Here is a 26,303-nt window from a genome sequence, read left to right as displayed (position 1 = left end):
ATGTTATTGCTCTTCATGGATGTTATCTGTCGATTCTAAAGCAGCGCTATCTTTCGCTACCGTGGATGTTTGGCTTTGCGCTACCGCATGGCACGGCAAAAGCAGTTGCTCCTGATCTCGCAAGGTTTTAGGAATGGATATCGCGCACTGTGCTGCGCCATCCCATAACACGTCGAGTGACTCCCCGCCCTGTAGGCCGGTTAACCAGGCTATGCCGCCATCACCTACGATCGCCAATTCCTTGCCTTCACTATTTCTTATGCTGGCGCCAAACGGTGGGTGGCTCCCATCTGCCAGTGCCAGTACCGCCAGCGCTTTCGCACCTTTGATTACGCCAAATTTACGGTAACCAATTGCCCCGTCAGTCAGCGCTGAGTCCACTACTGAGCGGCTAGAATCCACGTCGTCGGCCATTTTGGTTAAATCAATGCTGGTTGAATTACGGTAATAGCTGTTCATATCCGTAATCACCCCAATGCCGTAACCGTTGGTATGCACGCGGCCACCGTTAATCGGAACGCCACCAACGCCTTCGGTATCCACCATCAAACGCGTACCTCCGCTGATCCCGCCCGAATGTAACGCCGCACCTTTCGCCGTAATCGTGGCGCCACCCTGCATCGTCATCCCCGCCGAGCTATAGTTGCCCTGCGAATAGGCGGCGTTGGCGCTCATATCAGCGAAATCGCCGCGATGGCTGTAGTAGCCATTAAATTGTGTACGGGTGCTCTCATCGCCGCCGCTGCTTATCCCTGTTGATACTCGGTAGTTATTGTTGTTATCAACACGGTCGTAATAGCTCACGTTCTGGCTATATCGATTGTTGCTGTACTGGCCGTCATAGCCTATTGATGCGGAGTTCCCCATCGGAATAGATAGGCTCACAAACACCGCATCATCGTTGCGTTCGTTAATCTTGCTGCGCGTGGCTGAAACGTTGAGAGACACATTTTTCAGTGAAAATAGGCTCACATACGTGCTTCCAGACAGGCTATACCGGTCATCCGTTGGCTGATCCCAATAAGTCTGATGGCTATAGCTGAAGTAAAAACTCAGTCCCACTTCGGAGAAGTTTTTGTTCGCCGTGATGGTATAAAGCTCTTTATCGTGGCCTGAGTTTTCCTCGTGATAGCGCGCATCCAAGAATTCGCCCATCGACATATAGTCACGCTCGGAGAAGCGATAGCCCGCAAAGGTCACTTCACTATCGTACTCATCAAAACGTTTGGAATAGCTCAGACGCCATGACTTCCCTTGACGTTTCTCTTCTCCGGGTAAGCGAGCAAAAGACTGCGTTACGTCAGCAGAAACAGCACCGAGCAAGAACAAGTCGCGCCCAATACCCATCGACGCCGAGTTGTAATCACCTGCAAGAATGCTACCGCCATACAAAGACCAACTATTGGCAATCCCCCATGAAAACTCACCGGTTGCAAAAGTTGGGCCTTGTATATGATGTTCGTAGGTTGACGGACGCCCCATCGCAAACTTATAGCGCACCATTCCGGGGCGGGTCAGATAAGGGATCGTCGCGGTATCAACCTGAAATGTTTGAACCGTCCCATCCTGCTCCTCAACCTTTACGTCAAGCTTGCCGGTCACTGCGCTACTCAAATCTTGAATACGAAATGGACCCGATGGCACCGTGGTTTCGTACAGCACACGTCCTTGCTGAGTCACCACAACCTTGGCGTTCGTTTTAGCAATCCCTGAAACCTCCGGTGCATAGCCACGCAACGCAGGAGGCAGCATTCGGTCATCGCTGCTTAAAGACATCCCGGTATAGCGCCAAGAGTCGAAAATACTGGATGAGAGATAGTTCTCCCCCACCGATAGCGTTGAACGTAGCGCTGGCAGCGCGCGATACATATAAACGCGGCTCCAATCCATATTGTGCTGGCTGCTCTGTGATGAGCCTGAAGCACGGCTATAGCTGCCCTGATAGTCACCACGCAAACGCCAAGCACCTGCGTTAGCTCCCACGGTTCCGCTTATGCTGGCATTTTGGCTATTGCTACCTTCATTAGGGCGACTCATCGAGGCATTCAGGTTGTAGTCCAGCAGCAAACCGGGGATGCCTTCATCCCAACGTGACGATGGAACCCAGTTCGGATCGCTGTACTCGATCCATGCCTGTGGAACAGAAAGCTGCAAACTTGAGTTCGATAAATCGCCACGAACCGTTGTGCCATCCAACTGACTGAAATCCGCACACTCCCCTTGATGCCAGTAGGTCACTTTATTTAAGGCGGCAGGTTTCAATCCCAATTCACTGACTATTTGCGGTGAAACGCAGGCTTCGCTGCTGTCTGCCTCGTTATCACGCGGGTAGTAATTAAAGGGATACTCACCCACGTTTTGATCATTTACTCTCAGCGCTAACTGATACAGACCAGGCAAGATATAGTTGGCTTTTGAGAAACGAGAAAAGTCGATATTTGCCTTATCTGCGGTATCTAGCATATCCGTATTAAATTCCACGGCCTTGCTGGACATACTGGTGCTAGCCAATGCAAACGCCATGGCCAAACTGATTTTATTGATATGGAATGTAGACATTACCGTCTCTATTATTTTCTAGCCCAGATGTACCAAACAAAAACAGTTCTTACAGAAAACCATTCACCAAATGTGCGCATAACATGAAGATAAAAATCTGCCTGAAATTCGTTTTTATGCGCAAACTCCCCTTACCCAATATGAGGTAACGATGAGGAGAGTAATTATTTTTCTATAAAATCTTTTTTTATAAATATTCCACTTTGAATTTCACAATAACGCTGTAACTCCCAGCGCGTAATTCGTGCTTATTTCGCTGAATCGCCAGCTTATAATTCAAATCCATCGACCCCACATTTAGCGGAATATCCGGTAAGGCTTTCCCCGGCACAATAGTATTGCCAGCCTCATCTTTTAGTATCAGACCAATCCCGCTGGCCTCTCCATGAATACTGAGTAAATTGGCAGTATCATCTCTCACCCCATCAAACGTGAGATGCACACTTTTAAAGTCAGGACGCAAATTATCCTGAGAAGTCAGTTCACAGTTTTCCAATTTGATGACAAATGCTTTTTCAGGACCTTGCCCAGTACGTGCAAGCTCGCTAACGGGCAGAGTACCCAAATCAATAACCTGCTCTAATGATCCAGAAGATATGCTGCATGCGGTTGCCACTAAGGTGCCACCCATTCTGACGCGCCCTTGCTGAACATCCATAGCTCCCGCCGTTGTTACAACTAAAGCCATAAAGGCACAGAGCGTACGGACCACCATGCTATCTCTCCTGCTAAACCACTCTCTGGAAATAAGGGCGTTGTCATCAACGCCCTCATCCATGACCACAACATAATTTTTAAATAATCTTTCCTGTAATCAAGCACTCAGCATTCTCAGTACGGTTACAGTTCCAATCATTCAAGAACAATTAGTTGTAAGTAATCACGAAGTCAGTCTGGCTGGTGAAATCACCTGCGGTGATTGCAGAACCTGAAGCACCTGTTGCCTGCACATAAGCAGCAAAGTCAAGTGAGTTATCGCCTTGAATCAAGGTTTTAACTTCAGTTTCTTTACCCAGTTCGAAGTCTTTACCGTTAGCATCGGTAATACCAACACCCACGCCTGATGCTGTGCTGCTGACAATACCTAACAGGTTGCTTGAACCCTTAGCGCTAGTACCGTTGAAAGTAATAGAAGCTTTAGGTGCAGCACCGCCGCTTACGTCACAACCAGTCAGCTTGATGTGGAAATCAGATGGAGTTGATTTAGCACCGTCTTTCAAGGCCTTAATTGCAATAGAACCCAGATCGATAGTCTGATCGCTGTTATTAGGCGCAATTGAACATGCAGCATCAACAATAGAACCGTTGAATTTAATAACACCGTTACCGCCTACTGTGCCTGCTGCATTAGCCGCCGCAGACGCAATACCCATAGTCATAACCAATGCCACAGCTAATTTATTCATTTTCATTTTTGTTTCCATAATTTAGATAATAAGAGATCCTTCGCCAGTAAAGGCGAAAATATCCATAATGTATTTATTCCCTGTGAAATTTTAATTTGTGGTTTTCAGATAAATATATTTATTAATTTATCTTATGCAAACAGGAGATTAAGCCATAACACCAGTTAAAAATTTCACTTCCCAGATAAAAATTGTGTAATCCGTACTCATATCTGGCTCCGGAAATAATAATTCCGACATTGTCATAAAAAAACAAAAATTTACACTAATAGGTTAATACGACAGTTTCACCTAAATAGGATAATTCCTATGACTTATGCGAGCTACTTTGTCGCACATTCAAAAGTTGCGATATATAATCTTTTAAAGAAAGATATTATAAAAAGTTAAATTTTATAAAGTGTAAAAATCCGGTGTTTAAAGCTAAAAACCACCGTTTTTGATCAAATCAAAAACAATAATTAAACATAAATGCAACAATGAGAGATGAAATACATATGTGGCAATAGGATTAATACCAAATAATAAATTTTATTGTTTTTAATAAACGCGCCTAATTCTGCAAATAGTTTTTTCACTTCCCGAAAAATACATTGATTTTCCTGCCAATTAGGCCTATTCGCGCTAGTAGCATGATTATTATTTTATTGAAATATATCTCTCAGGATTTGAGATGTTATAACAAAAACAATGTTGTGAAATGATGATGGAGCGGTAAGAAATTTACGAAGGGAAAGTGCGGCAGAGCCCCTGTACCAGAGGGATACAGGGGAAAGTGAATGCTGAAAGGAGCGTTAAGCAGGAAGAACTATGTTGCTATCCGCCAAGCTGCCAATCTCGTTATAGGCCGCACATGCGGCGTCTACGATATGCATGGCAACAGCGGCGCCGCTGCCTTCGCCCAAACGCATTTCTAGCTGAAGATAAGGTTCAAGTTTCAGCTGCTCTAACGCAATACGAGCGCCTTTTTCTGCAGAAAAGTGAGAAGGGATCAGATAATCGTGAACCTGCGGTGCAATCTGGCAAGCAACCAGCGCCGAAGCGTAGGAGAGGAAGCCATCGAGTACCACCGGAAGCCCCGCTGCCGCAGCACCTAACATCAGCCCTGTCATACCCACCAAATCGAAGCCTCCAACTTTAGCTAACACATCAATTCCATCGTCTGCGTTTGGCTGATTGCAGGCAATAGCGCGGCGCACTACGCTAACTTTGTGCTGAAGTTGGTCGCTCGGGAAATTGGCTCCAATGCCGACGACGCGTTCCGGGTCATTATTCGTCATCACGCTAACAATCGCAGCGGCAGGGGTGGTATTCGCTATTCCCAATTCGCCGACACCGAGCAAGCGCACGCCACTCTCTGCCTGTTGCATCGCCAGCATTGCCGATTTAACTAATAGAGTTTCTGCCTGCTCACGGTTCATCGCGGCAGTTTGAGCAATGTTTCCGCACCCTCGCCCCATACGCATATCAACCGCGCCAGGAATCGGATCGCAGTCAATGCCCGCGTCAACAATCACCACCTCAGCACCGGCATGTTTTGCCAATACGCAAACGCCCGTCACGCCATGTACCATATTCTGGGCTTGAATCGCCGTTACCGCGCGTGGAGAAACCGCCACGCCTTCTTCAAAAACGCCATGATCTGCCGCCATCACAATAATTTTCTTCTGCTCTACATTCACCGCATCTTCACCGAAAATACCGGCTAGCTGCACGGCTAGCTGTTCCAGACGCCCCAAGCTGCCTGTTGGCTTTAACAGACCATCGAGTTTTATCTGGGCTTTACGCATCGCGTCTTGGTTCAGTGGTTTAATCTGAGCAATGATTTGTTCTAATGTTTGCATGGTTGTCTCTGTTGAAATGTAAACGACCGGAGTTATCAGCCTTTTATTTTTACTTCAATCCCTGATATGACGAGGTAAACCTGCTGCGCCTGGGCAGCCAGCCGTTGATTGACGCGCCCAGCAATATCCCTAAAACGTCGCGCAAGCAGGTTATCTGGCACAATGCCCATCCCAAGTTCGTTGGTAACGATATAAACGGGAATATCACTTTGGCTACATGCCAATATCAGCGCATCGATTTGCTGGTGTATGCCTTGCTCAAGTGCGGTGAAATCCATCTCTTCAGCGGCCACGTTACCCGCCTGTTCAAACAGCAAATTGGTGATCATCGTCGTGATGCACTCAAGCATAATGGCGTTACAGCCTTCGCCTTTCTCGCTCACAACGGCGTCAAGATCGCGATAGCCTTCGTGTGTTATCCACTGTACCGGACGCGTTTGCCTATGGATCTCAACCCGCTGAGCCATCTCGTCATCGGTTATCACCGAAGTCGCGATATATAGCACCCTTTCGCCGCGTTGAGCGGCCAGTTTTTCCGCCAGCGTGCTTTTCCCACTGCGCGCCCCGCCGGTAATCAAAATCATCATTGGCCCACCTGTTCAGCAACGTGTTCACGCATAAGGCGATACACAGCGTCGATATCAATATTCTGGCGCATTGCCGCGGCCAGCAGATCAAACTGTTGATTCCTAAAAGCCTGATACTGGAACGCTTCTCCCACGAGCGGCGCTAAACCTTTGCGTTCTCGCAGCGCGTTCAACAAACTACGCGTGAAGTCGTCTGAATCAAAAATGCCGTGAATGTAAGTACCAGCTACTGAACCATCGGGGCTAATCGCCCCCTCACATTGATTGATTTCTTCGCCGTTACGTTGCTGCAATAACGTCAATGGTGACGCCTGCTCACCGAGCTCGGTGTGCCCCATATGGATTTCATAGCCCGCTAACGCATGGTCTTGGCAGGCAGCAAAAATACCGCTTAACACAGGCTGAACCTTTCCAATGACACGGGTAGTCATTTTTTGGTGCGAAAATTTAGTTTCACAATCCAACAGCCCAAGCCCTGCCATCTGGTCAACGCCGGATTCCACGCCATCAACAATATGCCGTCCTAACATCTGAAAACCACCACAGATGCCCAGCACCGGCGTGCCTTGCTGATGCGCGAGCAAGATTTGATGTGTCAGGCCGCTATCGTGTAAATAGCTGAGATCGCTCAAGGTGTTTTTACTACCGGGTAAAATCAACAAATCGGGTGCGCCCAGTTCATCACGATGCGTGACATAGCGCAGCCGCACATCTGACTGTGCATTGAGCGCATTAAAATCGGTGAAGTTAGATATATACGGCGTTTGGATCACCGCGATATCCAATACATTCTCATTTTGCTGACGATATTTGCCTTTTTGCAGCGCAACGCCGTCTTCATCTTCCAACTGCACATCGATCCACGGCATCACACCGATCACAGGCACGTGAGTCAGCTCTTCTATCTGGCGCAAACCTGAGGTTAATAAGCTCACATCACCGCGGAATTTATTAATAATGACGCCTTTTACCCGCGCCCGTTCATCAGGTTCCAGCAAGGCCAAGGTGCCATAGATGGAGGCGAACACCCCGCCACGGTCGATATCGGCCACTAGAATAACGGGAACATCCACTTTCTCGGCCATCCCCATATTCACAATATCGCGATCGCGCAGATTGATTTCCGCTGGGCTGCCCGCGCCTTCCAGCACCATGATATCCACTTCATCCGCAAGACTTTGATAGACCTGGGCAATCTGCTCCAGCAGTTGTGGTTTGAATTCGTGATAGGTCACCGCGTCCATCTGATCGGCTACTTTCCCCATCAGCACCACCTGCGCACGGCAGTCGCTGGTTGGCTTGAGCAAAACCGGATTCATACGCACATCGGGTTCGATGCCCGCCGCTTCGGCCTGAAAAATCTGTGCTCGGCCCATCTCGCCGCCATCAGCGGTAATCCCTGAATTCAGCGCCATATTTTGAGATTTGAACGGTGCTATACGATAACCGTCTTGATGGAAAATACGACACAGTCCAGCAACCAGAACACTTTTACCTACGTCCGATGCGGTGCCTTGCACCATGATGGATAAACCCATGATATCTTCCTATTTAACCTGTTCTGGCATGAATTCCGGCTTGAAAGCAAACAGCTCATGCTCGGTTTTAAACAACGGCAATCCCAGCTGCTGATGCATTTTCACCAGCCATGGTTGAACTAATCCCGCGCGTTGTAGCATCTCGCGCTGTAGGAAAACCTCGTTCTCGCGCCCCTCACTCAGCAGTTTTCCCTGCGCGAGAACATACAGGTAATCGCAAACTTCATAAATCAAATCAATATCGTGACTGGAGATCACCACGCGTTTACCCTGATCCACAATCTTCTGAATAATATGAATCATCTGCTGACGGCCTGAAGGGTCAAGTCCGGCGGTCGGTTCATCCAACAGCAGATAATCCGCATTCATCACCAAAGCGCCTGCAATCGCCACGCGTTTTTTCTGCCCGTGACTTAAATACTGCACCGGTTTATGGCGAAAACTGAGCGCGTCCACCAGCGTTAGAGCCTGCTCGGTGCGATGACGAATGGTGTCTTCATCAACGCCAAGATTACGCAGGCTGAAGGCAATATCGCTGTCAATATCGGTATAAAAAATTTGCTGGTCGGGCTCTTGGAAAACCATCGCCACCTGCTGGCGCAGTGCGCGAAGGCTACGTTTGTCGTAGCTCAGTTTTTCTCCCTGCCACATCACGCAGCCCTGATGTGGCTGCAATATTCCCAGCAGATTCATAAACAACGTAGATTTCCCACAGCCGTTGGCACCTAATAAACCGGTTACCTGACCGCGATTAAAATCCAGCGAGAGATCGTGCAGCACGCTCTCCCCGTCCTGATACTGAAAACTGAGATGCTGAGTGGCGAGTCCAGAAGTGCTCACAGATGAAAATCTCCGTTGTACAATTTAACTTCTAACGCGATGCTCATCTGCTTATGACGCTCCATCACGCGCGCCAGCAGCATGCCGACTAACATCGACAACGAACGGTAGCCCGTGCGCAACGAAACATAGCCAAACCGCAGTGACTGAGCGCGATGAATAGCAGCGGCTTCCTCAATAAAAATGAAGATAAAGCGGTAGGTCAGCAGCACTTGTTCAATCAATACCAGCGGAAGATGGCTGCGCTTGAGCAGGCGCACCCACTGGCTGAAAGGCGTGGTTAGTACGAAGAGGTACGTCGCCGATAACGCCGCCAAGCTGCGACACAGCGTATTCATCCCCGTGATTAATCCACTGCGCTCAACGCCCAAGGCCAAATGGCCGATGTGAACGCTATACAACAGCGTATCCGCCTGCCACGAGAACGACAGCACCACGCCCATTAGCCCAGTGAACAAAAATGCCAACGGCACCGCCAGCCAGCGGAGATAACGCCGTACCCCCACACGCAATAAATAACAGGTGAGCCCGGCGCAAAACAGCAGCACGCACAGTTGGATCCACGGGGAACCCAACAGTGCGGTCAGCAATAAAACCAGATACAAGGCAAACTTATGCTCTGGTTTTTTTTGGCTCCAGCGGCTGCCGTAAGAAAGCTTATCAATCTCCAGCATGAACGGTGCGACGCCCTCGGTAATAGCCCAAGATATAGAAAATCACCGCAGCACCGAAGGAGCCTTGCAGCGTGAACAACAGGCTTTCTATTTCACCGCTTGCAGGTTCATACAGCGGCTCAAACCACGGTTTATAGCTAGGTGCCATTTGAGCAATCACGCCTTCGGCCTGATCGTCTGAACCGCCATATTCGCCGCCGTGATTAATGAAGAAAGGCAAAACGGCCAAAGCAATCACCAGAAAGATCAAAATCAGCGTTTTTTTCATTTTAAAGGCTCCTTGCAGCAATCAGTTGGCGCTTGCATAGTTGGTCATAAATCAGCACGGTTAACAGCCCTTCAGCAATAGCGATAGGCACCTGCGTCAGGCAGAAAATGGCCATAAATTTGGTTACCGATGCCATAACGCCTAGTTGAGGATCGGGGAAAGCCAATCCCAACTGTACCGACGTCACAAAATAGGTCACTAAATCGGCTAGTGCCGCGCACAGGAACACCGCTACATCACGTCGCATTCCTGCTCGAGTCGCTAATTTCCATACCACGTAGCCCGCCATCGGCCCAATAACCGCCATCGACATTCCATTCGCACCTAGCGTGGTCAAACCGCCGTGCGCCAAGAACAGGGCTTGGAATAGCAAAACAATAGCGCCGAGCACCGAAACCACCCACGGGCCAAACAAAATCACGGCTAAACCCACGCCGGTTGGATGCGAACAGCTGCCTGTTACCGAAGGAATTTTTAGCGCCGACAGCACAAAAATGAAGGCCGCACATAACGCCAGCAGAACTTTTTTATCGCTGTCATCGCGTACGATGGCTTTAAGACGCGTTGCCCCAATCACTAAACAAGGCAAAAACATCAGCCACCATGCCAAGGCCCAGAAAGGCGGTAAAAAGCCTTCCATGATATGCATAGCAAATGCTTCTTGTGGCGCGAGCGTCAGCAGAACCGCCAGCGCCATGCCGTAGAGCGGGAGTTGTTGGAGGTTTTTCATTTATGCCCCTTATTTACGTTTATAACCCCCTCCCAACCTCCCCCTTCGCAGGGGGAGGAGCAGATCACCGAACGGCTCCCTCCCCTGCGAAGGGGAGGGCTGGGGTGGGGTAAATTAAAATTCAGCTTGCCCGATTCACCAAAATCGTCGAAAAGTACGGCAGCTTGGTGTCTTCGTGGATCTCATCGAGATGATGGAAACATTGCTCATTCGGCAGCGATGCTTCAGCCATCAAAATTGCATGGTCGAGCAATCCCAGACGACGCAGCATTTCGCGTATCTGAATAACTCGGCCATACACTTTCATCATCACCACGCATTCATGGTTAAGCAGCGCTTGTTCAAGCTCCTCTTCAGGTGCAGTACAGGCCACCACCGCCATAGACTGCTGCTCCATCGCCAAAGGAAACTGGGCGCGGGCGGCAATGCAGGCAAACGAGGTCACGCCGGGTATAATTTCGATATCCACGTATCCGCGTAGGCGTTCCAGCAAAAACACCCATGTGCTGAACAGCATGGCGTCACCCAGCGTAATAAAACCGACCTGAAGCCCTTGCTCTGCGTCCGTTTGCATCTCCTGCGCAACGGCGTCCCATGCGGTGCTTTTTTCTCCTTGATCGGCGCTCATCGGGAAATGGCGCTCTTTGATATCGAGCGTAGGAGATAAAAATTCACGCACGATAGACAGCGCAAGACTATCGCCTCCCTTGCGCCCCGCGGGGGCATACAGCACATCCAGTTCACCGAGTTGCCGCGCGGCACGAACGGTAATCAAATCGCTGCTGCCCGGGCCGGTGGCAATCGCCCACACTTTTCCCTTTTTCACATCGCTCATCAGGCCGCCTCCTCTGCTTGGTGTAAAACATCGTGTAAGTGCTCAACAAACATTTGTTGGATAAGTGGATTTTCGCCCAGCCCTTGCAGCCACGGCGTGGCTTCAATGCCGGCCTGAGCGAGCTGGGTTTTCCACGAATCTTCATCGTCAGAGGCCATATCGTTAATGGCGTGATCGCCTGCCACCAGCATTAGCGGCATCAAATGCACACGGCGCACATTTTGTTGCTGTAAACGCGTCACCACATGGTGAATCTCGGGATAGCTCTCTACGGCTCCTACCATCGCGGGGATCTGGTGGATCATCAGCATATGATCGAGGCAGGCGTAAGCGGCAAAGGCATGATGCGTCGCGCCATGGCCCATAAACACCACGCGCTCATCGTCGGCTAAAGCTGGCATCTGTGACTTCATGGCCGCGATCAGTTGCTCAAAATCGTCATGGCTACTCAGTAACGGCACGCCGATACGCAGCCGTTTAAACATCCCTGCATGAGCGCGAACCTGAGTCACAACCTTTTCATATTCATCGCCGTTGATGATGTGCAATGACTGGATGACAACGTCCTGATAACCCTGTTCAGCCAAACGCTGCAGCGCCTGATTTGGGTTATCGATTTGCATTCCATCTCGCTTCGCTAACTTGCGAATAATCATCTCGGACGTGAAGGCGCGAAACGCATCACGATCGGGACAGGATTCCGCTAAACGACGCTCGCAGGCATCAATGGTTTTCGCTCGCGTCTCGTGATAGCTGGTACCAAAACTGATAATTAAAATGGCTTTTTTCATAGGTATTGGCTCTTTTTATTTTGTAACCAGTCGGCTAGATAGGGTTCAAGTTCAGCCAGAGAACTCACTCGAATCTGCCCTTCAGCCATAGGTTCTGAAGGACGACAAATCACGATGCAGGGAATATTCAGCGCCAAACAAGGGACGACTTTTTGCTGATATCCCCCTTCTGCACCAGACTCTTTGGTGATCACCACGTCAGCCTGACAATGCTGATAAGTTGCCTGATTCATCTCGGCGCTAAACGGCCCCTTCAGCGCCAGCACGTTATCTACGCCCAGCCCTAAATCCTGACACTGCAACAGGACGTCCGGCGTCGGTAATACGCGCGCAAAAAGGGTTTTGCCCGCCAGCAAACGCACAAAGTCAGCCAGCTGTTTACTCCCAGTGGTCAATAGCACCCGCTCACCTAAACGATGTGCAACCACGCAGGCCTCTTCCACGCTCGCCACTTTGTGCAGCAAAGGATGTTCTAAAGCATCAATTTCGCTAGGGCGTAAATAGCGCAACAGCGCAATGTTCTGAGTGGCGCAGGCGTGTGCGATATTGGCGCTTAACACGCCTGCGTAAGGATGTGAGGCATCAATAACCTGCGTAACCCGGCGCGCTCGCAGCCATTCGCTCATCTGCGCGGCATCCATACGCCCAACGATAATTTCACCGTTGATATTTCCCGCCAGTTCGCGCCCCGCATCGGTTGCAACCGAGAGGCTGTAACTCAGCCCCACCTCATCAAGACGCTGACAAATATGGCGCGCATCTGACGTACCGCCAAAAATGTGCAGAGTGGGTTTGCTTGCCGTTGTGGCCATATTGGCTTCGGGCGCATTGCTGCTAGAAATATCGTTATAAAACATAGCCGCGCGGCGTAATCATCAAGCCGTCCTGACAGTAGGTGGTTTTATTGCCGACAATCACCAGACTGGTCATATCGACATTTTCAAAGTCCATCTCACCGAAGGTGGTTAGCCATTTCTCCTGCTTTTTGCGCCCCGCCGCTTTGACCACGCCCACCGGCGTGCTGGCGGCGGTGTAAGGACGCATCAGGTCGAAGGCGCGAGCAAGGTGGTCAGCGCGGCCACGGCTGCGCGGATTGTAGAAACAGATAACAAAATCGGCCTGCGCAGCGGCAATCACGCGTTGTTCAATCACCGGCCACGGGGTAAGCAGATCGCTCAGGCTGATATGACAAAAATCGTGCATCAGCGGCGCACCCAGCAACGATGCCGCCGCGGTACTGGCGGTTACGCCAGCGATCAGCTTGACTTCAACGTCCAGCTTTTGCTTGGTCACCAGCTCAAGGATCAGTCCCGCCATGCCATAAATGCCCGCATCACCACTGCTGATCAAGGCAACTTTTTTGCCTTGTACGGCAAGATTCAACGCTTCCTGACAGCGCTCAATCTCTTTACACATACCCGTTTTGATCACCTCTTTATCGGTGGTCAGGGCTTTTACCAAGTGGGTGTAAGTTTTGTAGCCCACGATAATATCTGCGTCACGAATAGCTTCGATGGCTTCCAGCGTCATCATGGACTGACTACCTGGACCAATGCCGATTACATATAACATCAGAGAGTTTCCTGAAGGGTTAGAGCCAAAGTAAGGGTGACTCCCTGCTCTCGCAGCGTCTCCCCAATGATTTTTCCGCCGCCGTACTCTTCGAGCAGCAGACATGCAGCAGGTTGAGATACGCAGCCCACGCCGACGGTTTGACGCACAAAATTCGAACACGGGAAGCGATGTTCATGCACACGCAGCGCTTCGGGCGTAAACACATAGAAAGGAACGCGATAGCAATGCGCCAGCTGTTGTAGCGCGGCTTCATCCTGTTTCAACGTAATGCTACCGATGGCGCGTAGCGCGAGTGGATCGATATGCAGCTCGGCAAATTTCTGCAATAGCAGCGGATGCAACGTGGCAAACGGCGTATCTCTTCGACAGCCCACGCCCAATACCACACGTTTAGGCACCAGTTGGTAAACCGGGATCGCCGTTGGTGGCAGATCCGAGTGATAGCTAATGCATACCAGCACAGAAAGATCGGGCAATGAATGAAGATCGGCTACGGGAATAAATCCACGTTGATCGTACTCGGTGAGTTGCACATTAACGCGCGGATCAAGCCATAGCCCGACGCGATCGCCGCTCACCAGCATTTGGTTCACGCTCTTCACCGCATGTCGAAAATCCGCGATCTCCGCATCGAGCTTCTGCGCTAAAAGATCCAGCGCCGCAACACCGTTTACGTCGGTTGAGGTGGTGATCACCGGATCGGCGTTAATTAACTCGGCGATCTGCTGAGTGAGCCGATTCGCGCCGCCCATATGCCCTGAAAGCAAACTGATCGCATGCTCGCCGCGCTCATCAAGCACCACCACCGCAGGATCGGTTAGCTTGTCCTGTAACAGCGGCGCGATCACCCGCACCACGATCCCCGTTGCGCCGATCACCACCAGTGCATCAAAGCGTTTGAACGCCTGCGCCATCGTTTCGGCAAAGGATCCGCTAAACGCGGTGAAACCGGGCTGGAGCAATTTTTCGCTGGTAAAGCATTCGCTGATGGTGGATAGCTGTGGCAGCAAAGGACGCAGGCGCTGTGCCAGGCGAACGCCGCCCGGCGTCAGGCAAAACAACGCCAGCGATTCCACCTTCATCGGCTCAGGCCTGACGGTATTCATGGCTAAAGCCTGCGTCATACAGCTTGGAGTAGTGATATTCATCACCAAGGAACGCGCCCACCAGAATTAGCGCCGTTTTTCGAATACCTGCGTTGCGCACTAAGGGCGCAATGGTTTCCAAGGTGCCGCGTACCGTTTGGTGATCTGGCCAAGTTGCTTTGTAGACCACCGCCACCGGCGTGGTTGCCGGATAGCCGCCGCTCAGCAGGCGCTCAACAACATCACCAATATCTTGTACCGAAAGGAAAATCGCCATCGACGTTTGGTGCGCGGCGAAGGATTCTAATGACTCACGCTCAGGCGTTGGCGTGCGTCCGGACATGCGGGTGATCACCAGACTTTGAGAAACCTCAGGCACCGTATATTCCACACCCAGCTGTGAAGCGGCTCCTAAGAACGAGCTCACACCCGGCACCGAGCTAAAACCAATACCCAGCTTGCCCAGCTCTTCGCCTTGCTCACGGATAGATCCGTACAACGACAGATCGCCGGTTTGTAACCGCACCACCAGTTTTCCGGCACGAATGCCCTGTTCCATCAGTTCGATAATCTGCTGGAGGTTTAGCCCTGCGCTATCGTGGCATTCTGCCTGCGGTTTGCAGTAATTCAGCAGATCGTGATTAATCAGCGATCCCGCAAAAATCACCACATCAGCCTGCGATAAAATTCGATGGCCTTTCAGCGTAATAAGCTCAGGATCGCCCGGCCCTGCACCGATGAAATAGACCTGTGCGCGATCGATAGACTCAGCCATGCGTTTGCTCCTTACGGCAGGAAATCAGATAAGTAGGATTGTTAGGTTTGAAATAGTGACCGCTGCCCAGCGCGGTAAGGCGAGAGATCTGAATCAGGCTACTTTCCAGTTCAACTACCGCTCGGTTTTGCAGTTGATTGAACGCCTGCTGATAGTTTTCCAGCAGAATAAAATTCATCACTAGGCTGCCGCCGTCGTTAAGTAATGCCAGCGCCCAATCAATGATGTCGGGGAGATTGCCACCGCTGCCGCCGATAAATACCGCATCGGCGCGCACGTCTAACGCCAGTGGCGCATCCGCAGCTACAATATCAATATTCTGGCAGCCAAAATGGCGGCAGTTTTCCTCAATCAGCGCCAGTGCCGCAGGATTGCGCTCGATGGCGGTGATATGCAGATCGGGATAGCGGAGAGCGGCCTCCAAAGAGACGCTTCCTGTTCCTGCCCCAACGTCAATCAGACGTTTAGCCGTTCGCAGATTAAGCCGCTCTAATGCCGAAAGGCGCACTTCTTCTTTAGTCATCGGCACTTTATGGCCGCGTAGAAACAGATCATCTTTCATTGAGGATCGCCACCACGTTCATTGCGTAAGCCTGCTGTACCTGCTGAGGAGGCAAAATGTGAATGCATTCATCGGGATAAGAGAGGTTTTCGCCAATCACCAGCGTCCGTTTTGCCCCACGACGCAGAATTTGCTGGGCGATTTGATACGGCCCCATGTGGTGGTCAGTCACCATCGCTACTTTTTCGTGCTGCAAAACAAAATCAAAATCAGGCTGCTTGCCGTGACAGCTGGTGATGTAGATATCGTTCATATCCACGGCGATGCGCGAGAACAGATACTGTATTGAGCTAATGCCCGACACGATATTGAGTTTTTCCCGCGGAAGATCTTGTATCAAGCGTTTGCCAATGCCGTACAGCATCGGTTCACCCGAAGCGAGAACCACGATATTGCGATCAGCGTTATTCTGTAGCCACAGCGCCATCTGAGTCAGATCGCTGCCGATGGCCAGTTTCTCACCATGAAATTCGTGGTAGGCACTTAAATGACGTGACCAGCCCACCAGAACGTCAGCCTGTGAAATTAATCTTTTTGCCAGCGGCGTGATGTAATCCTGATGCCCCGGCCCCATGCCAACAACGTGAATCATGAAGACTCCTTTTCGCAGAGAATTTCTTGGGAAATTTCGGTACGTAAATCGGCAACAATGTCGTTAACTGGGCGATTACTGCCGAGCACAATATTGTCGAATGAAAACAGCACCGCATCGCATTGCAGCGGCTGTACCGCAAAGCGCAGCATTTGATTGATACGCGCGCAGATTGCCTGCGCGATATCGTTATACACAGCCTGCAAACCGTGCTGTTCTATCAGCTCCATCGCGGCTTCCGTAGTGCTGCATTCAAACACCGCTTGCAGTAATTCACGCGGAGCGCCCATCAGCGCAAGCCGCGTGACCAGCGTTTCCATGCGACCATCGGCAATATGGCTATGGGTATGAAAAATGCCGGCAGCCACTTTGATAAGTTTCCCTAAGTGCCCCACCAACACCACGCGGCGAAAACCGAGACGCTGAGTTTCTTGCAGCATGTAGCCGACAAAATTACTCATGGTGACTACGCGGTCACCGTTTAACTGCATCTGTTCTTGTACAAAGCGTTCACCATGATTACCCGGAACGAGGATCACGCTGGTCATCCCCTGAGCGCGCTTCATTTCAAGCTCTAAAGCCAGCGAACGTTTCCAGCTCTCTTCAGACATCGGGGTCACAATGCCGGTGGTGCCGATAATCGAGATCCCACCTAAAATACCGAGCCGCCCGTTGTAGGTTTTTTGCGCCCGCTCTTCACCTTCTGGAGCAAAAATAACAATCTCAGCGCCGCGTTCAGGCCCGATCACTTCACGCACCGCTTCTTCAATGGTATGCAGCGGCGTGCGGTTAATGGCTGAACTTCCCACCGGCAAACCAATGCCTTTACGCGTTACGGTGCCGACGCCTTCACCGCCGACAATGCTAATGCTGCCGCTGTCGTTGAGCGCTACCTGAGCAAAAATCAGCATTCCATGCGTGGCATCCACGTCGTCACCGCCGTCTTTACGAATCGCTGCGCTGGCCTGCTGACCGCAAATCAAAGGTTGCTCAACGTTTAACCGCAGCGTAACGCCCGAAGGTGTAACGATAGAAATCTGATTGATCACCTGCTGGCGCAGCACCATCAGCGCAGCGACTTTCGCCGCCGCGGTGGCACAAGAACCGGTGGTGTAGCCCTTACGATAGCTTTTGCCGTTATGCCATAACGTATCCAGTCCGGTGTCGCTCATTGCGCATCTCGCATGTGGTATAAAATGGCGTTAACAATAGCCGCGGCAATATTGCTGCCGCCCTTGCGCCCTAAGGCTGCAATGCCCGGCAAATCGCTTTCTGCCAGCGCTTGTTTGGATTCGGCTGCGCCAACAAAACCGACCGGAACACCAATGACCGCAGTAGGCGTCATCACGCCTTGTTGATGCAGTTCTAATAAGCGGAATAACGCGGTGGGGGCATTGCCAAACACAAACAGCTTTTCCCCCTGCTCCTGCGCCGCGAGATCCACCGCCGCCATCGAGCGGGTAATCCCCTGAGACTTAGCGATTGCGACCGCGCGCGGATCCGAGATATAGCACTGCCATTGGCATCCTAACTGCTCAAGCTGGGTTTTATTGATGCCGGAAAGCGCCATGGTGGTGTCGGTGTAGATCGTGCAGCCACGACGCAGAGCCTGTGTAATACGGGATAAAACATCTGGCGAGAAATGCAGGATATCCAGCCATTCAAAGTCAGCGCTGGTATGAATTGCGCGTTTAATGATTTTTTCTTGCAGCTCATCGGCAAAACGGTAATCAGGGCGCTCGTCGGCGATAATCTGAGAAATGATCTCAAAGCTGTGCTGCTCAATGTTCTGGGGATTCTTGTTGTAGTTCATTGTTCATCCTGTGTGGTTGATCCAGCGTGACTTTCATACCTCTATCTTTTGCATTACCCCCTCCCAACCTCCCCCTTCTCAGGGGGAGGGGCATAACGGCGCCTCCATCGGCTTCCCTGTATCTCCTTTAAAAAGCCGGCTTGCCTTTATCTCTTGGCAAACGCAACGCCGAGCGATTCCCTCCCCTGCCAAGGGGAGGGTTGGGAGGGGGTCAAATTGGTCAGGTCAAAACACCACTGCCCATCTGGCGAATGCAAAAAGCGCCAACGCCAGCGCGGACGCCGTCATCATGAGTCGAATACTGAGGCGAATATCTTGAATGCTAATCTCGCGCTCTTCGTCGCCAATCCACGGTTTCTCAACCCATTCACCGAAGTATTTATTCGGCCCACCGAGGCGAACACCGAGCGCACCAGCCACGGTGGCTTCAGACCACGCGCAGTTGGGGCTTTTATGCAGATAACGATCGCGCCAGCCGATTTTGAGTGCCTGTTTGCTGTTAAGGCACAGCATGCGAGCGGCAACGCTCAGCAGCAGCCAGCTCAAACGCGCTGGAATCAGATTGGCAAGATCGTCCATTCGCGCCGAAACACAGCCGATAGCACGATATTTTTCCGTCCGATAGCCAACCATTGAATCAAGGGTATTCACCGCTTTGTAGGCCACCATCAGCGGCACGCCGCCGATGAAAAGAAAGAAAAGCGGCGCAATCACGCCATCCACGCTGTTCTCCGCCACCGTTTCAACCACCGCTCGGGTAATCTGCGGGCGATCGAGCTCAGACGTGTCGCGCCCAACTATGTATGAAAGCTGACGGCGGCACTCTTCAAGCGATCCATTTTGCAGAGCGACGTATACCCCCATAGCTGCATCACTTAGGCAGCGCCCCGCTAATAGCGTGTAAATAATCCACACCTGCGCCAGCCAGTTGAGCCATGGATTTAGCTGTGACAAAAGCTCAAGCAGTGCGTAGGTCGTCCCCCAGCACACGCCGACCACAATCAGCCATAAAAACGCCCCGCCGACGTACAGCGCACCTTCGGTGCGGCAAAGCGAGCGGATACCTTTCTGAACCCAAGTGATAAAATTACCGATCCAACGCACCGGATGCGGCCACGTTGGCGGATCGCCCAAGCGCAGATCCAAGAGATAGGCCACCAGACAAGCAGAGAAACTGATCACAACGCTCGCCCTCTCTTTAGCCAATGGCTTAGCATTTCTGGGTGCTGGTAAAAATGAAGATGGAGGTAACTGGCGAGGGTATTTCCCATTTGATATCCCCCCTGCCAACGCTGTTGCGTTACGCCGTCGCGTTGTTTTTCAAACTGGAAAACAGGCGGGAAATCGGTATGAAAATCTGAATAATGGAACTCATGACCGCGAAGGGTTTCTCCTTCTGCCGCCAGTAACGTGTCATGCACCGCGGTGGCTTGGCAGTAACCAAAACGCTTTAAACGCCCTTCCATGCGGCTTTCTCCGGGGAAAATCCCGGTCATCGCGTACGTGTTTCCAGACTGATCTTTTAACGTCGTGCCCAAATACATCAGGCCGCCGCACTCGGCATAAATAGCTACGCCACGCTGATGCGCATCACGCAGCGACTGACGCATGCTGCTGTTTTTCGCCAGCGTTTCTCCGTATAACTCGGGATAACCGCCGCCGATATAGACCATCTGGCACGCAGGCAGCGCCTCATCGCGCAGGGGGCTGAAGCGCACAATGTGGATGCCGAGCTGTTCAAGCAGCTGTAAATTATCGGGATAGTAAAAGTGGAAAGCTTCGTCGTCGGCGAGCGCAAGGGTTAGGCCTCTCCCAGATTCTGGCGCAGGTAACGTAGGCGCACAGGCATTCGGCGCGGGTTGTACGTCGCTCAACGACAACAAACGATCGAGGTCGATATGTTGTTCAAGGCTATCCGCCAAGGTGTCCCATATCGCATCCATGTCCTGCTGTTCATGAGCGGTAATCAAGCCGAGATGGCGTTCAGGCAAACTCACGCTGGGTAGAGTAGGCATTCGCCCGAGTACGGGAATTTTAGTGTAAGTTTCAATAGCTTGTTTCAGCAGTTGGTAGTGCGTTTCGCTATTGACGCGATTCACAATGACACCCGCAATACGCACCGCCGGATCAAAATGACAAAATCCCATCACGGTGGCTGCCGCTGACGTTGAAACGGCTTTACCGTCGATCACCAAAATAACCGGACAGCCAATCTGCTTGGCCATACCGGCGCTGCTGCAATAGTTGGGGTCGGTGCCATAGCCATCGTATAGCCCCATCACGCCTTCAATCACGGCCACATCGGCGGCTTGAGCATGTTGGTTATAGAGCCAATTTAAAGTGGGCTGAGGCAGCATGAAGGCATCGAGGTTACGCGACGCAACGCCAGAAACGGCGCTGTGCCAGCCGGTATCGATATAGTCGGGGCCCACTTTGTAGGGTTGCACTTGTAAACCGCGTCGCGTTAGCGCTCGGAGCAGCCCAAGTGTTAGCGTTGTTTTACCGCATCCGCTACCGGTTCCACCAATAAGAAATGCCTTCATTCATCCGCCTGCCAAACAAAAAAGCCCGTCCTTGCGGGCGGGCTTTGCGTTGTCATAGCAGATCGATGCACGGCAGCAAAAGCGCAGCATGCAGGGAAAGAATGACAACTCGCTTCCCACCGAAGGAGCTGAAATAGATGTTGATATCCCAATATTGGGTTTTACAGGCTGGTCTTCTGGCTTAGCGTCATCCTTACCCACACCTTCCCGATGTTCATCAGTGGCGTCTTGTGGGTTCGTCGGCATCACAGCAGCGGGGGCTGCGGAGGAATTGTATTTGCACAATACGCACCTCCTTCCTGACGCCCTTACGGCGCGTCAAAAACCTGTATTTATACTTTTCTATAAATGATCTGGGTACATAAGTTAAAGCATTCATCACAGATATACCCATTGTGAGATCAACAAAAGCCTAGAATGGAGTGTGAATGAGTTAACATATCTCAACTTTTTAGGGACCAGTGAGAATACCTATGGCCATCAGCAGTCAGCACGGCGGCAACGTGCTAGAAACCGCGCTTACTCTGGGCGTTTCTCCGCACGACATCATTGATTTCAGCGCCAACATCAATCCGCTCGGCATGCCCGAGTCGCTCAAGCACGCCATCATCGAGCAAATGTCGGTGGCTGAAAAATATCCCGATGTGGAGTATCGAAAGCTACACGCGGCGCTAGCTCAGCACCATGGTTGCCCAGAGTCTTGGGTGATGGCAGGCAATGGCGAAACCGAGTTGATCTTTGCTTTAATTAACCAACTGCAACCCGCCAAAGCGCTGCTATTAACGCCCGGTTTTGCCGAGTATCGCCGTGCGCTAACGCGGATAAACTGCGACATCGTTGATTATGCGTTGCATGAGGACGACGGATTTCAGCCTGATACCCGTATTCTTGATGCACTGACGCCCGATCTCGATTGCCTATTTTTATGCACTCCCAATAATCCCACCGGATTGCTGCCGGATAAAAACCTGCTTTTAGCTATCGCCGATCGCTGCCGCACGCTGAATATTGCTCTAATACTTGATGAAGCCTTTCTGGATTTCGTCCCTACGGAAACCGGCTTTATTCCTTTATTAGCGCAGTATCCTCAGCTGTATGTGCTGCGCTCATTGACCAAGTTTTTCGCTATTCCGGGATTACGATTAGGCTATTTAGTTAGCGCCAATGCGGAGTTAGTGACGCAAATGAAGCAGCAACGAGAGCCTTGGACGATCAATGCTTTTGCCGCGCTGGCGGGCGAAATTATCTTGCAGGACACCGATTACATTGAAGCAACCCATCGCTGGCTGGCACAGGAACAACCTCGGGTGTTCTCCGCGCTAGCGGCATTGCCACGGCTGAAAGTATGGCGTCCCGTCGCTAACTATATCTTTATACGCTGTACCGACAGCCAGCTCGCATTGCAGCAGGCGCTATTGAAACACCATATTTTGATCCGACACTGCGCCAACTATCCGGGGCTAAACGCCGACTATTATCGTGTGGCGATTAAAAGCCCGCAGGACAACGATCGCCTGCTTGCCGCCCTAACACAGATTCTGCATCATGGCTGAAGCACGCTGTCCCGCCTCGTGCGGTGAGTTAATTCAAGGCTGGATCCAAGGCGGCGAAAAGCTGGTCTCTTGCCCGGTCAATTGGTTTAGCACGGTGGCAGTGAGCGATGGAACGCCGTTGCCCACCGAGCGCGCGCGCATGCGCTTGGTATTGCGCGCGGTTTTACGGCATTTATCGTTGCCCTCTTCGCTTGAAGCCGGGTTGCGCATTGAGTTTGAATCCTCTATTCCGGTTGCAAAAGGGATGGCCAGCAGCACGGCAGACATCGCCGCCTGTGCAATCGCGACCGCACGTCACTTCGGTATGCAACTGACTGAAAAAGAATTAGCGTCGCTGTGCGTTGGCATTGAACCGACCGACAGCACGATTTTTCAAGCGCCGACGCTGTTCGATCATCAACAGGCACTGACGCAAACGCCGCTACACGAGCGATGCCCAGAATGGGACATGCTGTTGTTGGAAAGCCCTGATTGTTTGCGCACCGAAGACTATCATCGTCGCCCACGCCAAGCGCTGTTGCAGGAATATGCACCGCAGTTGAAACGGGCGCATCGGTTGCTCACCGAAGGAATGCGAGAAAACAACCGCCATAAAATTGGCGCAGCCACCACGCTAAGCGCCCAAGCCAGTCAGGCCTTGCTGCCCAAACCGGCATTTAATGACATTGTAGAAATTGTTGAGCAGCACGGTTTATTCGGCTTGAACGTCGCACACAGCGGCAGCGTGGTAGGTTTGTTGCTCGATACGCACCTTCATGACCCAGAAAAAATAATTCACGCGATGCGCGTGAAAAATATTCTTGTTTTTTATCCGCATGTTAGGCTGCTGCATACCACCTTAGGGGGCGTACGCTGAGCGGCATAAATGCCAAAAGCGTACACATTCACGTACATGATAGGCAATAATTGTCATACATATAAAACTCTAATTTTGTGAGGATGATCTATACTGACTCGGTACTAAACAGTTACTAGACGGCAATTTGTGAATCTATCAAGACCTTTAGGAGATGATAAAGATGAGCACACCAAAACTGGAAAAAAGCAAAGTCGGTGACGCAAAAAAACGTCAGTTCACTCCTCTAGCCACCCCAAGTGATTTGGGCGCTGAGGCCACCAAAGACATTAGCGGTGCAATGAACGCCATCCTTGCTGATATCTATGCGCTTTATTTAAAAACTAAAAACTTCCACTGGCACATGAGCGGTCCGCACTTCCGTGACTATCATCTGCTGTTGGACGAACAAGGCGCAGAGCTATTCGCAATGACCGATGAAATTGCTGAACGTGTGCGTAAAGTCGGTGGCATGACCCTGCACTCTATCGGTCAGATTTCTAAAATGCAGCGCATTAAAGATAACAACGCCGAGTATGTTGAGCCGCTGGATATGCTGGCTGAACTGTGTGAAGACAACAAGCTGCTGGCCGCTGAACTGCGTGCGGCGCATGTGGTATGTAGTGAGCATAATGATGTTTCAACCACCAGCCTGATTGAAAACTGGGTCGATCAAACCGAACGCCGCGTGTGGTTCCTGTTTGAAGCTTGCCGCCAATCACAAACTTCTGGTCACTAGTTTTTCCTTTTGATAAACGCGAAAGCAGACCTTTGGGTCTGCTTTTTTATTTTCAGCACCTCTAATTCCGCTATAGTTACGGTTTACCTCCTACTCATTACCACTGTCTGTAGACCAGAGACTTGTTATGCACGGCGTTCCAGCCCAATTTATCGATGACCGAGATCGCGCCCAGTTTAAACACTTCGCCCATTTGCCCGGCGTTGAGGTGTATCGCGCGCATATTGAACATCATGAATTTGAGCCGCATACGCATGAAGCCTATGGTATTGGCGCGATTGAGTATGGTGCCGAGCGTTTTCGCTATCGCGGTGTGAACCACGTTGCGCCAGCGGACTCGTTGGTATTGATGAACCCAGACGAACTACATACCGGCCAATCAGGTACCGAAGGTGGCTGGCGCTACCGCATGATTTATCTCACACCCGAAATTTTGTCTGAGGTGAGCGGCGAATCTGGCTGGTGGTTTAACGACGCGGTAAATCATCATCCTCAGTTGGCCCGAACTACCACTTCGCTGATAAATGCCCTGTGGCAAAACGATGAACCCCTCGCGCAATCCAGTTTGCTGAGTGAACTGCTGACATTAACGCGCCATTGGGCCAAGGCACCACAAACGCTGAAACTTGATGCTCCGCAGCGCTTTACCTCGGTAAAAGAGTATCTTCGCGCCCATTTAGATCGGCGTATGACGTTGCCCGAATTGGCGCAGTTGGTCGATCTTAGCCCCTATCATTTTTTGCGTCAGTTTAAGGCGCAGTACCATGTCACGCCGCAGCAAATGCTGATGGCGTATCGGCTCTATGAGGCTAAAAATTTGTTAACCCGAGGCTTACCGCCCGCACAGGTCGCCGCCGCCGTTGGCCTCACCGATCAAGCTCATCTTACCCGCGCTTTTAACCGCTTTTACGGCGTCACGCCCGCTCGTTATCAAAAACAGGTACGTTAATTTTTCAACTGTTTTTACCTAAACAGCAATCTGCTACAAGACGCTTTCCTCTTCGCCTTCTAGACTTGCTGCATAATCCCTTTGAAGAGTTAAGAAAGATGTTAATAGGCGTGCTATACGCGCTGACCGCAGGGCTGATGTGGGGACTGATTTTCGTGGGGCCGCTCATCGTGCCGGAATACCCTGCCAGTTTGCAATCCGTCGGTCGCTATCTGGCTTTTGGCCTGATTGCGCTGCCGCTGGCGTGGCACGATCGCCATCGTCTACGTCAGTTGGTACGCAACGATTGGATTGAAGCCCTTAAGCTCACCATCGTGGGGAATTTCATCTATTACCTGTGCTTAGCCAGCGCGATCCAACGCACGGGCGCACCGGTCAGCACCATGATTATTGGCACCTTACCGGTGGTGATTTCCGTAAGCGCAAACCTGAAATATAGCCATCGGGACGGAAAATTATCGTGGCGTCTCCTAGCCCCCTCGCTGCTATTGATTGCTTTAGGATTGGGATGCGTCAACGTGGCGGAACTACAGAGCGCGCACGCACCCACTGATATGTTCCGTTACGTCACCGGTTTGATCTTGGCCTTCATCGGCGTGGTGTGCTGGACCTGGTATCCAATGCGTAACGCAAGCTGGCTACGCACGCATCCCGATAAAAGCCCGACTACATGGGCCACCGCACAGGGATTAGTAACGCTGCCGCTGGCGGTAGTGGGATATTTGCTGGTTTGGGGGCACTCCGCCATAACCGCCGATGATTTCCCTATGCCATTTGGCCCACGTCCGGCGGTATTTATTGGCCTGATGCTCACCATCGGTTTGCTGTGCTCATGGCTGGGAACGCTGTGTTGGAATCAAGCTAGCCAACGCCTGCCAACCGCTAAAGTCGGGCCGTTGATCGTTTTTGAAACCCTCGCAGGTCTGAGCTATGCCTTTATCTGGCGACACGAATGGCCACCGCTGCTGACGCTGGCCGGTGTGGTGTGCTTGGTCATCGGCGTGATGAGCGCCATGAAAGTAAAACCCACGCCGGTGGTGATCGTTCCGTTGCAAACGTCAGATAATAGTCAGTAAATCATTTAATAAAGGTATTTAAATGATGCTCTCACTAAAATTTTTGAAATAATCTAGTCCGGATAAATTTAGGGGAAGTTTATTCCCCTAAGCCTCCCTCCTTTAAATTCTATAATGTGACATCAGTTACATAT

The 26,303-nt window shown here is 51.2% G+C and carries 27 protein-coding genes and 1 riboswitch; of the genes, 5 read left to right on the top strand and 22 right to left on the bottom strand.

The genetic code is table 11. The annotated features are described in order from the left end of the window. Window positions 1–3: 3 nt before the first annotated feature. From CPY98_RS04675 to CPY98_RS04570, 22 genes are all read right to left on the bottom strand, one after another. The gene (locus CPY98_RS04675) at window positions 4–2,559 is read right to left on the bottom strand and encodes a fimbria/pilus outer membrane usher protein (protein ID WP_227743378.1); all 2,556 of its coding nucleotides are present in this window, start codon (window positions 2,557–2,559) and stop codon (window positions 4–6) included. A 187-nt stretch (window positions 2,560–2,746) separates the two neighbouring features. Continuing rightward, on the bottom strand, window positions 2,747–3,274 hold the full coding sequence (locus CPY98_RS04670) for a fimbrial protein (RefSeq protein WP_025800497.1): 528 nt from the start codon (window positions 3,272–3,274) through the stop codon (window positions 2,747–2,749). 151 nt (window positions 3,275–3,425) lie between these two features. Continuing rightward, window positions 3,426–3,971 carry a fimbrial protein gene (locus tag CPY98_RS04665; protein WP_025800496.1) on the bottom strand — a complete coding sequence of 182 codons (546 nt, stop codon included), beginning with the start codon at window positions 3,969–3,971 and terminating at the stop codon, window positions 3,426–3,428. Between the two features lie 788 nt (window positions 3,972–4,759). After that, a complete protein-coding gene (cobT, locus tag CPY98_RS04660) occupies window positions 4,760–5,809 on the bottom strand; it encodes a nicotinate-nucleotide--dimethylbenzimidazole phosphoribosyltransferase (protein WP_096386534.1) in 1,050 nt (349 codons plus the stop codon). 35 nt (window positions 5,810–5,844) lie between these two features. Beyond that, window positions 5,845–6,393, bottom strand: coding sequence for a bifunctional adenosylcobinamide kinase/adenosylcobinamide-phosphate guanylyltransferase (gene cobU, locus CPY98_RS04655; RefSeq protein ID WP_046449613.1), 549 nt, complete (start codon window positions 6,391–6,393; stop codon window positions 5,845–5,847). Then, window positions 6,393–7,934: a cobyric acid synthase gene (locus CPY98_RS04650; protein ID WP_096386532.1), complete on the bottom strand. Its 1,542-nt coding sequence runs from the start codon at window positions 7,932–7,934 to the stop codon at window positions 6,393–6,395. The genes cobU and CPY98_RS04650 overlap by 1 nt, the downstream gene beginning before the upstream one ends. 9 nt (window positions 7,935–7,943) lie before the next feature. Beyond that, window positions 7,944–8,774, bottom strand: a complete 831-nt coding sequence (locus CPY98_RS04645; protein ID WP_043491378.1) for an ATP-binding cassette domain-containing protein — start codon at window positions 8,772–8,774, stop codon at window positions 7,944–7,946. Continuing rightward, complete coding sequence (locus CPY98_RS04640) at window positions 8,771–9,448, bottom strand: energy-coupling factor ABC transporter transmembrane protein (RefSeq protein ID WP_025800491.1); 678 nt, start codon at window positions 9,446–9,448, stop codon at window positions 8,771–8,773. The genes CPY98_RS04645 and CPY98_RS04640 overlap by 4 nt, the downstream gene beginning before the upstream one ends. Next, the gene (locus CPY98_RS04635) at window positions 9,435–9,716 is read right to left on the bottom strand and encodes an energy-coupling factor ABC transporter substrate-binding protein (RefSeq protein WP_040046791.1); all 282 of its coding nucleotides are present in this window, start codon (window positions 9,714–9,716) and stop codon (window positions 9,435–9,437) included. Before CPY98_RS04635 ends, CPY98_RS04640 begins: the two co-directional genes overlap by 14 nt. A gap of 1 nt (window position 9,717) precedes the next feature. After that, on the bottom strand, window positions 9,718–10,446 hold the full coding sequence (locus CPY98_RS04630) for an energy-coupling factor ABC transporter permease (protein ID WP_025800489.1): 729 nt from the start codon (window positions 10,444–10,446) through the stop codon (window positions 9,718–9,720). Window positions 10,447–10,567: 121 nt separating this feature from the next. Beyond that, window positions 10,568–11,281: a cobalt-factor II C(20)-methyltransferase gene (locus CPY98_RS04625; RefSeq protein ID WP_043491373.1), complete on the bottom strand. Its 714-nt coding sequence runs from the start codon at window positions 11,279–11,281 to the stop codon at window positions 10,568–10,570. Beyond that, window positions 11,281–12,072, bottom strand: a complete 792-nt coding sequence (locus tag CPY98_RS04620; RefSeq protein WP_025800487.1) for a sirohydrochlorin cobaltochelatase — start codon at window positions 12,070–12,072, stop codon at window positions 11,281–11,283. Before CPY98_RS04620 ends, CPY98_RS04625 begins: the two co-directional genes overlap by 1 nt. Beyond that, window positions 12,069–12,929: a cobalt-precorrin-6A reductase gene (locus CPY98_RS04615; protein ID WP_096386529.1), complete on the bottom strand. Its 861-nt coding sequence runs from the start codon at window positions 12,927–12,929 to the stop codon at window positions 12,069–12,071. The genes CPY98_RS04620 and CPY98_RS04615 overlap by 4 nt, the downstream gene beginning before the upstream one ends. Beyond that, the gene (locus CPY98_RS04610; RefSeq protein WP_025800485.1) at window positions 12,919–13,644 is read right to left on the bottom strand and encodes a precorrin-3B C(17)-methyltransferase; all 726 of its coding nucleotides are present in this window, start codon (window positions 13,642–13,644) and stop codon (window positions 12,919–12,921) included. The genes CPY98_RS04615 and CPY98_RS04610 overlap by 11 nt, the downstream gene beginning before the upstream one ends. Beyond that, entirely contained in the window at window positions 13,644–14,753 is a 1,110-nt protein-coding gene (locus CPY98_RS04605) for a cobalt-precorrin 5A hydrolase (RefSeq protein ID WP_046449560.1), read from the bottom strand. Before CPY98_RS04605 ends, CPY98_RS04610 begins: the two co-directional genes overlap by 1 nt. Continuing rightward, complete coding sequence (locus CPY98_RS04600) at window positions 14,734–15,507, bottom strand: cobalt-precorrin-4 methyltransferase (protein WP_096386527.1); 774 nt, start codon at window positions 15,505–15,507, stop codon at window positions 14,734–14,736. The genes CPY98_RS04605 and CPY98_RS04600 overlap by 20 nt, the downstream gene beginning before the upstream one ends. Next, window positions 15,500–16,069, bottom strand: a complete 570-nt coding sequence (locus tag CPY98_RS04595; RefSeq protein WP_043491359.1) for a decarboxylating cobalt-precorrin-6B (C(15))-methyltransferase — start codon at window positions 16,067–16,069, stop codon at window positions 15,500–15,502. The genes CPY98_RS04600 and CPY98_RS04595 overlap by 8 nt, the downstream gene beginning before the upstream one ends. Further along, a complete protein-coding gene (locus CPY98_RS04590; RefSeq protein WP_096386524.1) occupies window positions 16,059–16,661 on the bottom strand; it encodes a cobalt-precorrin-7 (C(5))-methyltransferase in 603 nt (200 codons plus the stop codon). The genes CPY98_RS04595 and CPY98_RS04590 overlap by 11 nt, the downstream gene beginning before the upstream one ends. Further along, window positions 16,658–17,833 (bottom strand): cobalt-precorrin-5B (C(1))-methyltransferase CbiD, encoded by a 1,176-nt coding sequence (gene cbiD / locus CPY98_RS04585; RefSeq protein WP_043491357.1) that lies wholly within the window; start codon window positions 17,831–17,833, stop codon window positions 16,658–16,660. Before cbiD ends, CPY98_RS04590 begins: the two co-directional genes overlap by 4 nt. Beyond that, window positions 17,830–18,474 carry a cobalt-precorrin-8 methylmutase gene (locus CPY98_RS04580; RefSeq protein WP_046449563.1) on the bottom strand — a complete coding sequence of 215 codons (645 nt, stop codon included), beginning with the start codon at window positions 18,472–18,474 and terminating at the stop codon, window positions 17,830–17,832. Before CPY98_RS04580 ends, cbiD begins: the two co-directional genes overlap by 4 nt. 225 nt (window positions 18,475–18,699) lie before the next feature. Next, window positions 18,700–19,653, bottom strand: coding sequence for an adenosylcobinamide-phosphate synthase CbiB (gene cbiB / locus CPY98_RS04575; protein WP_162622618.1), 954 nt, complete (start codon window positions 19,651–19,653; stop codon window positions 18,700–18,702). Further along, on the bottom strand, window positions 19,653–21,017 hold the full coding sequence (locus tag CPY98_RS04570; RefSeq protein WP_096386519.1) for a cobyrinate a,c-diamide synthase: 1,365 nt from the start codon (window positions 21,015–21,017) through the stop codon (window positions 19,653–19,655). Before CPY98_RS04570 ends, cbiB begins: the two co-directional genes overlap by 1 nt. A 148-nt stretch (window positions 21,018–21,165) precedes the next feature. Further along, window positions 21,166–21,362: riboswitch (cobalamin riboswitch) on the bottom strand. A gap of 128 nt (window positions 21,363–21,490) precedes the next feature. On the opposite strand from CPY98_RS04570, the gene cobD reads away from it, so the two are divergent. The 5 genes from cobD to CPY98_RS04545 all read left to right on the top strand — a co-directional run bounded on the left by cobD (window position 21,491) and on the right by CPY98_RS04545 (window position 26,169). Continuing rightward, complete coding sequence (gene cobD, locus CPY98_RS04565; RefSeq protein ID WP_043491348.1) at window positions 21,491–22,570, top strand: threonine-phosphate decarboxylase CobD; 1,080 nt, start codon at window positions 21,491–21,493, stop codon at window positions 22,568–22,570. Next, window positions 22,563–23,426 carry a GHMP kinase gene (locus tag CPY98_RS04560; protein ID WP_043491346.1) on the top strand — a complete coding sequence of 288 codons (864 nt, stop codon included), beginning with the start codon at window positions 22,563–22,565 and terminating at the stop codon, window positions 23,424–23,426. The genes cobD and CPY98_RS04560 overlap by 8 nt, the downstream gene beginning before the upstream one ends. A 163-nt stretch (window positions 23,427–23,589) precedes the next feature. Continuing rightward, window positions 23,590–24,144, top strand: coding sequence for a Dps family protein (locus CPY98_RS04555; protein ID WP_025800474.1), 555 nt, complete (start codon window positions 23,590–23,592; stop codon window positions 24,142–24,144). Window positions 24,145–24,271: 127 nt separating this feature from the next. Continuing rightward, window positions 24,272–25,093, top strand: coding sequence for an AraC family transcriptional regulator (locus CPY98_RS04550; protein WP_096386517.1), 822 nt, complete (start codon window positions 24,272–24,274; stop codon window positions 25,091–25,093). A gap of 98 nt (window positions 25,094–25,191) precedes the next feature. After that, window positions 25,192–26,169 carry a DMT family transporter gene (locus CPY98_RS04545; RefSeq protein WP_043491341.1) on the top strand — a complete coding sequence of 326 codons (978 nt, stop codon included), beginning with the start codon at window positions 25,192–25,194 and terminating at the stop codon, window positions 26,167–26,169. Window positions 26,170–26,303 lie beyond the last annotated feature (134 nt).

Origin of the sequence: Hafnia sp. CBA7124, from assembly GCF_002355555.1 — a bacterium.
Lineage (GTDB): Bacteria > Pseudomonadota > Gammaproteobacteria > Enterobacterales > Enterobacteriaceae > Hafnia > Hafnia alvei.
The sequence above is the reverse complement of the archived record's forward strand: the minus strand, read 5'-3'. Positions and strand labels throughout refer to the sequence as shown.

Coding starts and splice junctions, on each gene's coding strand:
- CPY98_RS04560 (WP_043491346.1), top strand. CDS start 22,563: ATGGCTGAAGCACGCTGTCCCGCCTCGTGCGGTGAGTTAATTCAAGGC.
- CPY98_RS04580 (WP_046449563.1), bottom strand. CDS start 18,474: ATGAACTACAACAAGAATCCCCAGAACATTGAGCAGCACAGCTTTGAG.
- CPY98_RS04650 (WP_096386532.1), bottom strand. CDS start 7,934: ATGGGTTTATCCATCATGGTGCAAGGCACCGCATCGGACGTAGGTAAA.
- CPY98_RS04615 (WP_096386529.1), bottom strand. CDS start 12,929: ATGTTTTATAACGATATTTCTAGCAGCAATGCGCCCGAAGCCAATATG.
- CPY98_RS04605 (WP_046449560.1), bottom strand. CDS start 14,753: ATGAATACCGTCAGGCCTGAGCCGATGAAGGTGGAATCGCTGGCGTTG.
- CPY98_RS04640 (WP_025800491.1), bottom strand. CDS start 9,448: ATGCTGGAGATTGATAAGCTTTCTTACGGCAGCCGCTGGAGCCAAAAA.
- CPY98_RS04545 (WP_043491341.1), top strand. CDS start 25,192: ATGTTAATAGGCGTGCTATACGCGCTGACCGCAGGGCTGATGTGGGGA.
- CPY98_RS04570 (WP_096386519.1), bottom strand. CDS start 21,017: ATGAAGGCATTTCTTATTGGTGGAACCGGTAGCGGATGCGGTAAAACA.
- cbiD (WP_043491357.1), bottom strand. CDS start 17,833: ATGAGCGACACCGGACTGGATACGTTATGGCATAACGGCAAAAGCTAT.
- CPY98_RS04600 (WP_096386527.1), bottom strand. CDS start 15,507: ATGGCTGAGTCTATCGATCGCGCACAGGTCTATTTCATCGGTGCAGGG.
- CPY98_RS04625 (WP_043491373.1), bottom strand. CDS start 11,281: ATGAGCGATGTGAAAAAGGGAAAAGTGTGGGCGATTGCCACCGGCCCG.
- CPY98_RS04555 (WP_025800474.1), top strand. CDS start 23,590: ATGAGCACACCAAAACTGGAAAAAAGCAAAGTCGGTGACGCAAAAAAA.
- CPY98_RS04620 (WP_025800487.1), bottom strand. CDS start 12,072: ATGAAAAAAGCCATTTTAATTATCAGTTTTGGTACCAGCTATCACGAG.
- CPY98_RS04635 (WP_040046791.1), bottom strand. CDS start 9,716: ATGAAAAAAACGCTGATTTTGATCTTTCTGGTGATTGCTTTGGCCGTT.
- cobD (WP_043491348.1), top strand. CDS start 21,491: ATGGCCATCAGCAGTCAGCACGGCGGCAACGTGCTAGAAACCGCGCTT.
- CPY98_RS04670 (WP_025800497.1), bottom strand. CDS start 3,274: ATGGTGGTCCGTACGCTCTGTGCCTTTATGGCTTTAGTTGTAACAACG.
- cobU (WP_046449613.1), bottom strand. CDS start 6,393: ATGATTTTGATTACCGGCGGGGCGCGCAGTGGGAAAAGCACGCTGGCG.
- CPY98_RS04595 (WP_043491359.1), bottom strand. CDS start 16,069: ATGAAAGATGATCTGTTTCTACGCGGCCATAAAGTGCCGATGACTAAA.
- CPY98_RS04675 (WP_227743378.1), bottom strand. CDS start 2,559: ATGTCTACATTCCATATCAATAAAATCAGTTTGGCCATGGCGTTTGCA.
- CPY98_RS04665 (WP_025800496.1), bottom strand. CDS start 3,971: ATGAAAATGAATAAATTAGCTGTGGCATTGGTTATGACTATGGGTATT.
- CPY98_RS04610 (WP_025800485.1), bottom strand. CDS start 13,644: ATGTTATATGTAATCGGCATTGGTCCAGGTAGTCAGTCCATGATGACG.
- CPY98_RS04590 (WP_096386524.1), bottom strand. CDS start 16,661: ATGATTCACGTTGTTGGCATGGGGCCGGGGCATCAGGATTACATCACG.
- CPY98_RS04550 (WP_096386517.1), top strand. CDS start 24,272: ATGCACGGCGTTCCAGCCCAATTTATCGATGACCGAGATCGCGCCCAG.
- cobT (WP_096386534.1), bottom strand. CDS start 5,809: ATGCAAACATTAGAACAAATCATTGCTCAGATTAAACCACTGAACCAA.
- CPY98_RS04630 (WP_025800489.1), bottom strand. CDS start 10,446: ATGAAAAACCTCCAACAACTCCCGCTCTACGGCATGGCGCTGGCGGTT.